Here is a 10420-nt window from a genome sequence, read left to right on the forward strand (position 1 = left end):
CCTTCCAGAGGAACTTCCGATGCGGATGGACAAGCTCACGTCGCGTTTCCAGCAGGCGCTGGCCGACGCCCAGTCGCTGGCCGTGGGCCGCGACCACACCATCGTCGAGCCGGTGCACGTCTTCACCGCGCTGCTCGACCAGTCCGGCGGCAGCACCCGGCCGCTGCTGTCGCAGGCCGGCGTCAACGTGCCGGTGCTGCGCGAGCGGCTGGGCGAGGCGCTGGACAAGCTGCCCAAGGTCAGCGGCCAGCCCGGCAACCTGTCGATCGGCAACGACCTGAGCCGGCTGCTCAACCAGACCGACAAGCTGGCGCAGCAGCACAACGACCAGTTCATCGCCAGCGAGTGGTTCGTGCTGGCCGCGGCCGACGATGCCGGCGCGCTGGGCCTGGCGCTGCGTGCCGCCGGCGCCGACAAGAAGAAGCTCGAAGCGGCCATCGACAAGCTGCGCGGCGGCGAGACGGTGCAGTCGGAAAGCGCCGAGGACCAGCGCCAGGCGCTGGAGAAATACACCATCGACCTCACCGCACGCGCCGAGAGCGGCAAGCTCGATCCGGTGATCGGCCGCGACGAGGAAATCCGCCGCACCATCCAGGTGCTGCAGCGGCGCACCAAGAACAACCCGGTGCTGATCGGCGAGCCCGGCGTCGGCAAGACCGCCATCGTCGAGGGCCTGGCCCAGCGCATCGTCAACGGCGAGGTGCCGGAGGGCCTGCGCGGCCGCCGCGTGCTGTCGCTGGACATGGGCGCGCTGATCGCCGGCGCCAAGTTCCGCGGCGAGTTCGAGGAGCGGCTGAAGGGCGTGCTCAACGACCTGTCCAAGACCGAGGGCCAGGTCATCCTGTTCATCGACGAACTGCACACCATGGTCGGCGCCGGCAAGGCCGACGGCGCGATGGACGCGGGCAACATGCTCAAGCCGGCGCTGGCGCGCGGCGAGCTGCACTGCATCGGCGCCACTACGCTGGACGAGTATCGCAAGTACATCGAAAAGGACGCGGCGCTGGAGCGGCGCTTTCAGAAGGTGTTCGTCGGCGAGCCGACGGTGGAGGACACCATCGCGATCCTGCGCGGACTGAAGGAGCGCTACGCGGTGCACCACGGCGTGGAGATCACCGACCCGGCGATCGTCGCCGCGGCCACGCTGTCCAACCGCTACATTGCCGACCGCCAGCTGCCGGACAAGGCCATCGACCTGATGGACGAGGCCGCCAGCCGCATCCGCATGGAGATCGACTCCAAGCCGGAAGAACTGGACCGCCTGGAACGGCGCCTGATCCAGCTCAAGATCCAGCGCGAGATGCTGAAGAAGGAAAAGGACGAGGCCTCGCGGCAGCGCCTGGCCGACCTGGAAAGCGACATCGACAAGCTCGAGCGCGAGTTCTCCGACCTCGACGAAGTGTGGCGCTCGGAGAAGGCCACCTTGCAGGGCGCGACCAGGATCAAGGAGCAGATCGAGCAGGCGCGGGTCGAGTTGGAGGCGGCGCAGCGCCGGCAGGACTACGCCAAGATGAGCGAGATCCAGTACGGCCTGCTGCCGAACCTGGAGAAGCAGCTGGCCGCGGCCGGCGATGCCGAGCATCACGATTTCAAGCTGGTGCAGGACCGCGTCACCGCCGAGGAGATCGCCGAGGTGGTGTCGCGCTGGACCGGCATTCCGGTCAACCGCATGCTCGAGGGCGAGCGCGACAAGCTGCTGCGCATGGAAGACGAATTGCACCGGCGCGTGGTCGGCCAGGAAGAGGCGATCAAGGTGGTGTCCGACGCGGTGCGGCGCTCGCGCGCCGGCCTGTCCGATCCGAACCGGCCCAGCGGCTCGTTCCTGTTCCTGGGCCCGACCGGCGTCGGCAAGACCGAGTTGTGCAAGGCGCTGGCCGAGTTCCTGTTCGACAGCAGCGAGGCGATGATCCGCATCGACATGAGCGAGTTCATGGAGAAGCATTCGGTGGCGCGGCTGATCGGTGCGCCTCCGGGCTATGTCGGCTACGAGGAAGGCGGCTATCTGACCGAGGCGGTGCGGCGCCGGCCGTATTCGCTGATCCTGCTCGACGAGGTGGAGAAGGCGCACAGCGACGTGTTCAACATCCTGCTGCAGGTGCTCGACGACGGCCGCCTCACCGACGGCCAGGGCCGCACCGTGGACTTCCGCAACACCGTCATCGTGATGACCTCGAACCTGGGCTCGCACCAGATCCAGGAACTGAGCGGCGACGGCTCGGCCGAGGCCTACACGCAGATGAAGGCGGCGGTGATGGGTGTGGTGCAGGCGCATTTCCGCCCGGAGTTCATCAACCGCCTGGACGACATCGTGGTGTTCCACCCGCTGGACAAGGCGCAGATCAAGTCGATCGCGCGCATCCAGCTGGGCGGCCTGGACAAGCGCCTGGCCGAGCGCGGGCTGAAGATCGAACTCAGCGACCGCGCGCTGGAACTGCTCGGCAACGTCGGCTTCGATCCGGTGTACGGCGCGCGGCCGCTGAAGCGCGCGATCCAGTCGCAGCTGGAGAACCCGTTGGCGCAGCAGATCCTGTCCGGGCAGTTCCTCAGCGGCGACACCATCAACGTTGGCGCCGAAGGCGGGCGCCTGACGTTCGAGAAGAGCTGAGGCGCGGCGGAGCGCTGTTTCGCTTCCTCGTCGTCAGGTCCGAAGTCGACGCCGGCCATCATGCCGGCGTCGGCTTGCTGCAGGTAGCGGTACGTGGTGCCTATTTTTCCAGGGACAGCGTGATTTCCGCCACGCACGCCGCCTCGGGATGGGCGCGTTGTTCGACGAACCGTCCCTGCAGGGTTGCCCCGACGGTAACGTTGCCGTGCTGGAAGCTGGCGCTGACGCCGTAGTCGGATTCCGCAAACTGCCCGCTGGGCGGCTCCAGGGAGTCGTACTGTTTGGAGAATCCGGCAGCGGCGAGATTTTCCGCCAATTGGCCGAGCCGCAGCGGGCACGCCTGGCCCATGTCGCGATAGCGGTATCCCGGCTCGTCATCCGCAAACACCGGGGCGTCCTCGTGCGAACTGATGGACAGCGCGAGCGACGCCTGTTCTGGCGTGTATGTCGCTTCGAGCCTTTGCTGAAACGTCGAGCCCGGCGCGTCCACGGATGCGAAGAAGACGCTGCCTACCGGTTGCGGCGGCGAGGGATTCCACGGCTCGGCGCGTGCGGGCGGCAGCACGCCAGGAAAGAAATCGACGTCGAAGCGATCGCACAGATGGGCGAACTTCAAGGCCGCCTCGTCGCCGGCGATCACCTCGTCGAGCACGCCGAGATAGCGTTGGGTCAGGACCTGCGCGGAAACGCCGGCGCCGGACGCGCGCTCGGCAGCATGCCGCCGCTGCGGCATCTCGCAATTGCCTGGCTGGCTCCATTGCTCCATGACGTAGGACGGCGGCGCAGCCCGCGCGAACGCCGGCAGGGCCAGGAGCAGCAGCGAGAACGAGCGGATGGCGGCGTGTTTCATCGGAGAGCTTCCTGCGTGCGGACCAGCCAATGATACGAGGCGCCTGCACACCGCCGCATCGGCGCGACTGCTCAGTCGTCAAGCACCTGGGTCGAACGCGCTGACAACCCCGCGGCATGGCCTCATAACCGCAGGTTTGCATTCCGCGCCGCGCAGGGCGCTATCGTCTCGGCTCCTCTTGCCGAGACCCGCCCATGTCCGACCCGAACTGGAAGCTGGAAACCATCGCCGTGCATGGCGGCTACCGCCCCGATCCGACTACGCGCGCGGTGGCGGTGCCGATCTACCAGACCGTGGCCTATGCCTTCGACGACACCCAGCACGGCGCCGACCTGTTCGACCTGAAGGTGCAGGGCAACATCTACAGCCGCATCATGAATCCCACCACCGATGTGCTGGAGCAACGCATCGCCGCGCTGGAAGGCGGCATCGGCGCGCTGGCGGTGGCCTCCGGACAGGCCGCGGTGACCTATGCGATCCAGACCATCGCCGAGGCCGGCGACAACATCGTTTCCTCCAGCGCGCTGTACGGCGGCACCTACAACCTGTTCGCGCATACCTTGCCGCTGTCGGGCATCGAAACCCGCTTCGCCGACTATCGCGATCCCGGCGCGTTCGCCGGGCTGATCGACGACCGCACCAAGGCGATCTTCGTCGAGTCGATCGGCAATCCGCGCGGCAACGTCACCGACCTGGAAGCGGTCGCCGCGATCGCGCATGCGCACGGCGTGCCGCTGATCGTCGACAACACGGTGCCCACGCCGTACCTGCTGCGGCCGATCGACTTCGGCGCCGACATCGTGGTGCACTCGCTGACCAAATACCTGGGCGGGCACGGCACCAGCCTGGGCGGGGCGATCGTGGACTCGGGCAAGTTCCCGTGGGCGGCGCATGCGCAGCGCTTCCGCCGCCTCAACGAGCCGGACGTCAGCTACCACGGCGTGGTCTACACCGAGGCGCTGGGCGAGGCGGCCTACATCGGCCGCGCGCGGGTGGTGCCGTTGCGCAACACCGGCGCGGCGCTGTCGCCGTTCAACGCGTTCCAGATCCTGCAGGGCATCGAGACGCTGCCGCTGCGCATGGACCGGATCAACCAGAACACGCTGGCGGTGGCCCGGCATCTGCAGAGCGAGGCCAAGGTGGAGTGGGTGAACTATGTCGGCCTGCCCGGGCATCCGGAGCATGCGCTGGCGCAGAAATACCTGCGCGGACACGGCTCGGGCGTGCTCACCTTCGGCCTGCGCGGCGGCCGCGCCGCCGGTGCGCGCTTCCTCGACGCGCTGCAGCTGTTCACCCGGCTGGTGAACATCGGCGATGCGAAATCGTTGGCCACGCATCCGGCCTCGACTACGCACCGGCAGCTATCGGCAGAGGAACTGGAACGTAGCGGGGTCAGCGAGGACACGGTGCGGCTGTCGGTCGGCATCGAACACATCGACGATCTGCTGGCCGACCTGCGGCAGGCGCTGGCACAGGCCTGATCCCGGCCCGCTCCGTGGCGGCAGCGGCGACGTGGACGCCGCCGCCTGGAGGATCGCGGCAGCAAGCCCCCGCGAACTGACAGCCAGGCGAAAGGATCGGCTGCCACGCTAAGGCGTGTCATCCATCCTCGAGCAGGTCGGGTCGGGGTTGGCAGGCCGCAGGCGGGCGGTGCGTGCTGTAGCGCCAGACTGGGCGGTCGGGTCGCGCCACGCGCCACCGGCGGACCACCTGTCAGATCCAACCCGCAGCTTCGCTGTCGGCGCGCTCTGCGCGGGGATGGACGACACGCCCAGATGCCCGGCAACCGCGCCGGCGTCGTCGTGTCCGCAGGCCAGGAGCCGTCGTCATGTTGTCCATCGCGCATGCCTGGTCTGTCCTCGTCGCCGCGGTGGCCGAGCATGCGGTGGCGCCGCTGCTGGCGGCGTTGCACCTGACCGGGCTCAGCGACGATCCGCGCGAGATCGCCGCTTCGTTGCTGATCGCGGCCTTGCAGCTGTGCATCATCGGCCTGCTATTCCGCCCGCTGGAAAGCCTATGGCCGGCCGAGCGCTGGGAGCATCGGCGCCTGGCCAGGATCGATTTCCACTACACCTGGCTGATGCTGGTCGGGGTGTTCCCGCTGTTCTCGTTGCTGATCCTGACCCCGCTGGCCAATGCGCTGGGCGGTGCCGACGCGAGCGCCGCGTCGGCGCCTGCCTCCGGCCTGCGCCACGCCTGGCCGTGGCTGGACCGGCATCCGCTGGCCTTGTTCGCGCTGTACTACCTGGCCTACGACTTCACCTACTACTGGATGCACCGGATCCAGCACTGGCTGCCGTGGTGGTGGGCGATGCACAGCATGCACCACAGCCAGCGCCAGCTCAGTTGCTGGGCCAACGATCGCAGCAACTACCTGGACGGCGCGCTGCAATCGTTCGTGCTGGCCGCGGTGGGCGTGGCGTTCGGCATCGCCGCCGACGAGTTCGCCTGGCTGATGCTGCTCGGCGAACTGGTGCAGAACCTGTCGCACGCCAACGTGCGCTTCGGATTCGGGCCGGTGCTGGACAAGCTCCTGGTCGATCCGCGCTTCCATCGCCTGCACCACATGCGCGTGGATCCGCAGCGGCCGAACCTGCACAGCTGCAATTTCGGCCAGGTGTTCGCATTCTGGGACGTGCTGTTCGGCACCGCGTTGTACGGCGAGCCATTGCGTCCCACCGGGGTCGGCGATCCGATGGTGGACCGCGACAACGAGCTGGGCCTGGTCGCGCTGCAACTGGAGGGGTTGAAGCGGTTCTGGGGCGCGGTGCGCCGGCGTGCCGGATGGCGGCCGGGCGAGGTCGCCTTCAGCGAGGACTACGTGCCGATCCCGGTCGAGCATGTTCAGGTCGAGAACGTTCCGGTCGAGCATGCCAGGGTCGATCATGAGACGGTGCAGATCGATCGCATCGCGTCAGCGGGCCGCGTCGCCGATCCTGCGGCTTAGCATTGGCAGACGCTGGACGCGGCCTGTGCGCAGGCCGCATCCACGGCGCGTGCGCCGGCCGATCACGATTTCTTCAGACAGCCGCTCATGAAGGTCTTGCGCGCGTCGCCCTGCAGTTTCTGTGTGGCCGCCTTGGCATTGCAGTCCTTCATCCGCTGCTGCGAGGCGTTGCCCGATGCCGGCGCCGCACTGCCGCCGCTGAGGCAGGCTTTCTGCGCGGTCTTGTAGTCGTCGCCTTTCTTGCCCTTGTTCTGCGCCGAACACTGGGCCATCAGCGATTGCTGCGCGGTCTGCGGCCTGGCCGCGGCGTCGGCCAGCAGCGGCATGGCGCTCACGCTCAGCAGCAGGCACATGGCGAGGGAAATGGAACGGGTCATGGCGGTGTTCCGGTCGGGTGGTGCGCGCATCCTGCGCCTGCGGCGCTGACCGAACCGTGACACGGCTCACGGGCTGGCTGGGGGCGGCCCGAACTGGCGCTCGAACCGTCGTAGCCGAGCGCGCCCGCCACGTCGATGAGGCAGCCAGCCGTTCCAGCCTGCGGCAGAGGCGCTGCGCTCATCGGCCGCAGCGCCGCTGCCGCCAAGTCGCAATCAGACCTGCGCGAACCCGCCATCCACGAACACTTCGCTACCCGTCATGAAGCTGCTCTCGTCCGATGCCAGGAACAACGCGGTCGCCGCGACTTCCTCCGCCCGGCCAATCCGGCCCAACGGCAGCTGCGCGATCATGCCGTCGACGATCGCCTGCTGCTGGCCGGTGCCGGACAGCGCCAGATCCAGGCCCGGCGTGGAGATCGGCCCGGGCGACAGCACGTTGACGCGAATGCCGGTGCCTTTCAGATCCAACGCCCAGCTCCTGGCGAAATTGCGCAGCGCGGCCTTGGTGGCGCTGTACACGCTGAATGCCGGGGTGCCCATGGTGCCGGTGGTCGAGCCGGTCAGGATCACCGAACCGCCGGCGCGCATCAGCGGCAACGCCTTTTGCACGGTGAACAGCGTGCCTTTGACGTTGATGCCGAAGGTGCGATCGAAGGAGTCTTCGGTGATCGAGCCGAGCGGCTGGAAGTCGCCCAGCCCCGCATTGGCGAACAGCACGTCGATGCGGCCCTTGGCGGCTTCGACCTGGGCGAAGACGCGGTCCAGATCGTCCAGCTTCGAAATGTCGCCTTGAATGGCGATGGCGTCGGCACCGATCAGGCGCAGTGCCTTGTCCAGTTCTTCCTGCCGGCGTCCCACGATGACGACCTGTGCGCCTTCGGCCGCAAAGCGCACCGCGCTTGCCAGACCGATGCCGCTGTTGCCGCCGGTGACCACTGCAATCTTGCTGTTGAGCCTGCCCATGATGCGCTCCAGAGAATGTCGAGGCGCAACTGTAGATCTGGGCTATTCTTTTGAATAGTATGCACCATTAGGTAAGTACCTTCGGAGCGATCGGATCATGGCCAACAGCACGTTCAATTGCGGTCTCGAGGCTGCCCTTTCCGTGATCGGTGGCAAGTGGAAGCCGCTGGTTCTCTACAATCTGGCGAAGAACGTGCACCGCTACGGCGAATTGCGCCGTGCCATCGGCGGCGTGACCGACAAGGTGCTGATCCAGCAACTCAAGGAGCTGGAGCGCGACGAAGTGGTTGCGCGCATCGACTTCCAGGAAATCCCGCCCAAGGTCGAGTATTCGCTGACGCCGTTCGGGCAATCCCTGGCGGAAGCGATGGCAGGTCTGTGCGTGTGGGGCACCGAACACATGCAGACGGTCGAACGTCTCAGCCAACGCCGCGCATCCGCCCCTTCCAAAGCCCAATCCGCTGCCTGATCCTGCGGACCAGCCGCGCAGGGCGGTGGCGTCGGCCGGCCCGACAGCGCGTGCGGCGTCGATGCGCCGCGGCTTCGCTCTCGCCAGCGGCGCCGCTAGCGGAAGAACTGGCTCGGCGGCTGGCCGAACTGGCGCTTGAACATCGCGGTGAACGCACTGGGACTGTCGTAGCCGAGTTCGACCGCCACGTCGATGATGCGGTCGCCGGCGGCCAGCCGTTCCAGCCCGCGCAGCAGACGCAGCTGCTGCCGCCACTGGCCGAAGCTCATCTGCAGCTCGCGCCGGCACAGGCGCTGGATGGTCTTGACGTCCACGCCCAGCCGCGTCGCCCAGGCGTGCAGGGTGGTGGTATCGGCGGGGTCGGCATCGAGCGTGGCAGCGATGCGCAGCAGGCGCGCATCGTGCGCTTGCGGCAGGTGCAGCGGCAGCGCCGGCAGGGCATGCAGCTCGTCCAGGATCAGCCGCATCAGGCGCCCGTCGCGCGATTCGGCGGCATGGTCCCAGGGCACGCTGGCGGCGCTGCGGATCAGCGCTTCCAGCAGCGGTTCCACCGCCATGACCGTGGGCTGCGTGGGCATGTCGGCGATCGCGCCGGGGCGGATGTACAGGCTGCGCATCGCGAGCGTGCCGACGCAGCGCACGCTGTGCACGGTGCCGGCCGGCATCCACAGCGCGCGGGTGCTCGGCACCACCCAGTGACCCTGGCCGGAACGCACCACCATCAGCCCGTGCAGCGCATAGACCAGCTGGTGGCGCGCATGCTTGTGCGGGGCGATGGCGGTCTCGCTGGGATAGTCGGTGGCCTTGCACACCACGTCGGCGGGCGCATCATCGATGCTCCGCGCGGGCGGCGGCGCGGCGCCGGCGCTGGCCATGTCCTTTTCTCGACGAGTGGTGGGCATGTTGCGCAGGAAGGTCGAAGCGGGCCAGCCTACCATGCGCGCCGTGCCCCCACTGTCCGGTCCGCCATGTCGAGTTTGCGTCCTGCCACTGCCTCCGTTCCTGTCGCCGCCGCGCCCCGCCCGGTGGTGGCCGGCGTCCTCGCCGCGATTACTTCCTCGCACCTGATCAACGACATGATGCAGTCGCTGATTCTGGCGCTGTACCCGGTGCTGAAAGGCCAGTTCCAGCTCAGCTTCGCCCAGGTCGGGTTGATCACGCTGACCTACCAGCTCACCGCCTCGCTGTTCCAGCCGCTGATCGGCTTGCGCACCGATCGCCGCCCGGCGCCGTACTCGCTGCCGCTGGGCATGACCTCGACCCTGTGCGGCCTGTTGCTGCTGGCGTATGCGCCGAGCTTTGCGATGGTGTTGGCGGCCGCGGCGCTGGTCGGGATCGGCTCGGCGATCTTCCATCCGGAATCCTCGCGCATCGCGCGGCTGGCCTCGGGCGGGCGCCACGGGTTGGCGCAATCGGTGTTCCAGGTCGGCGGCAATACCGGCACCGCGCTGGGGCCGCTGATCGCCGCGGCGGTGATCGTGCCCAACGGCCGCCACGCCGTGGCCTGGTTCGGCGCCGCGGCGCTGCTCGGCATCGCCCTGCTGTCCTATGTCGGCCGCTGGCATGCGCTGCACCTGCAGGCGGTACGCGCCGCGCCGCGGCCGGTCGCCACGGCGCCGGCGTTGCCGCGCAAGACCGTGCTGCGGATCGTGGCGATCCTGCTGCTGCTGATCTTCTCCAAGTATTTCTACATCGCCGGGCTGAGCAGCTACTACACGTTCTACCTGATCCAGCGCTTCGGCGTGTCGGTGCAGAGCGCGCAGCTGCACCTGTTCGCGTTCCTGCTGGCCTCGGCGCTGGGCACGCTGATCGGCGGCCCGGTCGGCGACCGGATCGGGCGCAAGCCGGTGATCTGGGTGTCGATCCTGGGCGTGGCGCCGTTCGCGCTGGCGCTGCCGTACGTCGGCTTGCACGCGGCGACCGCGTTGACCGTACTGATCGGCTTCGTGCTGTCCTCGGCGTTCTCGGCGATCCTGGTGTACGCGCAGGAAATGATGCCCGGCCGCATCGGCACCATCTCCGGGCTGTTCTTCGGCTTCGCCTTCGGCATGGGCGGGCTGGGCGCGGCGGTACTCGGCCTGCTCGCCGACCGCGAGGGCATCGTGTTCGTGTACCAGGCGATGTCCTATCTGCCGCTGCTGGGCATCGTCGCGGCGCTGCTGCCGAGCCGGCGTCCGCTGCCGGCGCAGGCGCCCTAGGCACAGCCCGC

General features: G+C 68.2%; 9 protein-coding genes. 5 read left to right on the forward strand and 4 right to left on the reverse strand.

Annotated elements, in window-relative coordinates:
- Positions 1-19 precede the first annotated feature (19 nt).
- Positions 20-2605 (forward strand): ATP-dependent chaperone ClpB, encoded by a 2586-nt coding sequence (clpB, locus tag HEP75_RS05605; protein ID WP_185825735.1) that lies wholly within the window; start codon positions 20-22, stop codon positions 2603-2605.
- Positions 2606-2705: 100 nt separating this feature from the next.
- On the opposite strand, the gene HEP75_RS05610 is transcribed toward clpB, so the two are convergent.
- A complete protein-coding gene (locus HEP75_RS05610) occupies positions 2706-3455 on the reverse strand; it encodes a hypothetical protein (RefSeq protein WP_185825736.1) in 750 nt (249 codons plus the stop codon).
- A 194-nt stretch (positions 3456-3649) separates the two neighbouring features.
- Here HEP75_RS05610 and HEP75_RS05615 point away from each other — a divergent pair, with 194 nt between their 5' ends.
- Positions 3650-4936 carry an O-acetylhomoserine aminocarboxypropyltransferase/cysteine synthase family protein gene (locus tag HEP75_RS05615; protein WP_185825737.1) on the forward strand — a complete coding sequence of 429 codons (1287 nt, stop codon included), beginning with the start codon at positions 3650-3652 and terminating at the stop codon, positions 4934-4936.
- Positions 4937-5283: 347 nt separating this feature from the next.
- Positions 5284-6402, forward strand: coding sequence for a sterol desaturase family protein (locus tag HEP75_RS05620; RefSeq protein ID WP_185825738.1), 1119 nt, complete (start codon positions 5284-5286; stop codon positions 6400-6402).
- A 62-nt stretch (positions 6403-6464) separates the two neighbouring features.
- On the opposite strand, the gene HEP75_RS05625 is transcribed toward HEP75_RS05620, so the two are convergent.
- Both HEP75_RS05625 and HEP75_RS05630 read right to left on the reverse strand, forming a co-directional pair.
- The gene (locus tag HEP75_RS05625; protein ID WP_185825739.1) at positions 6465-6779 is read right to left on the reverse strand and encodes a PsiF family protein; all 315 of its coding nucleotides are present in this window, start codon (positions 6777-6779) and stop codon (positions 6465-6467) included.
- A 213-nt stretch (positions 6780-6992) separates the two neighbouring features.
- Positions 6993-7742: an SDR family oxidoreductase gene (locus HEP75_RS05630; RefSeq protein ID WP_185825740.1), complete on the reverse strand. Its 750-nt coding sequence runs from the start codon at positions 7740-7742 to the stop codon at positions 6993-6995.
- A 97-nt stretch (positions 7743-7839) separates the two neighbouring features.
- Between HEP75_RS05630 and HEP75_RS05635 the strand changes: the two genes are divergently transcribed.
- Positions 7840-8211 (forward strand): helix-turn-helix domain-containing protein, encoded by a 372-nt coding sequence (locus HEP75_RS05635; protein ID WP_185825741.1) that lies wholly within the window; start codon positions 7840-7842, stop codon positions 8209-8211.
- A gap of 95 nt (positions 8212-8306) precedes the next feature.
- Here HEP75_RS05635 and HEP75_RS05640 read toward each other — a convergent pair whose 3' ends face one another.
- On the reverse strand, positions 8307-9113 hold the full coding sequence (locus HEP75_RS05640) for a helix-turn-helix transcriptional regulator (protein ID WP_255424010.1): 807 nt from the start codon (positions 9111-9113) through the stop codon (positions 8307-8309).
- Positions 9114-9179: 66 nt separating this feature from the next.
- Here HEP75_RS05640 and HEP75_RS05645 point away from each other — a divergent pair, with 66 nt between their 5' ends.
- On the forward strand, positions 9180-10409 hold the full coding sequence (locus HEP75_RS05645) for an MFS transporter (RefSeq protein WP_185825742.1): 1230 nt from the start codon (positions 9180-9182) through the stop codon (positions 10407-10409).
- Positions 10410-10420 lie beyond the last annotated feature (11 nt).

Origin of the sequence: Xanthomonas sp. SI, assembly GCF_014236855.1 — a bacterium.
Classification (GTDB): Bacteria; Pseudomonadota; Gammaproteobacteria; order Xanthomonadales; family Xanthomonadaceae; genus Xanthomonas_A.

Excerpts from the sequence above, each read along its gene's own strand:
- clpB (WP_185825735.1), top strand. The coding sequence starts at position 20 with ATGCGGATGGACAAGCTCACGTCGCGTTTCCAGCAGGCGCTGGCCGAC.
- HEP75_RS05610 (WP_185825736.1), bottom strand. The coding sequence starts at position 3,455 with ATGAAACACGCCGCCATCCGCTCGTTCTCGCTGCTGCTCCTGGCCCTG.
- HEP75_RS05615 (WP_185825737.1), top strand. The coding sequence starts at position 3,650 with ATGTCCGACCCGAACTGGAAGCTGGAAACCATCGCCGTGCATGGCGGC.
- HEP75_RS05620 (WP_185825738.1), top strand. The coding sequence starts at position 5,284 with ATGTTGTCCATCGCGCATGCCTGGTCTGTCCTCGTCGCCGCGGTGGCC.
- HEP75_RS05625 (WP_185825739.1), bottom strand. The coding sequence starts at position 6,779 with ATGACCCGTTCCATTTCCCTCGCCATGTGCCTGCTGCTGAGCGTGAGC.
- HEP75_RS05630 (WP_185825740.1), bottom strand. The coding sequence starts at position 7,742 with ATGGGCAGGCTCAACAGCAAGATTGCAGTGGTCACCGGCGGCAACAGC.
- HEP75_RS05635 (WP_185825741.1), top strand. The coding sequence starts at position 7,840 with ATGGCCAACAGCACGTTCAATTGCGGTCTCGAGGCTGCCCTTTCCGTG.
- HEP75_RS05640 (WP_255424010.1), bottom strand. The coding sequence starts at position 9,113 with ATGCCCACCACTCGTCGAGAAAAGGACATGGCCAGCGCCGGCGCCGCG.
- HEP75_RS05645 (WP_185825742.1), top strand. The coding sequence starts at position 9,180 with ATGTCGAGTTTGCGTCCTGCCACTGCCTCCGTTCCTGTCGCCGCCGCG.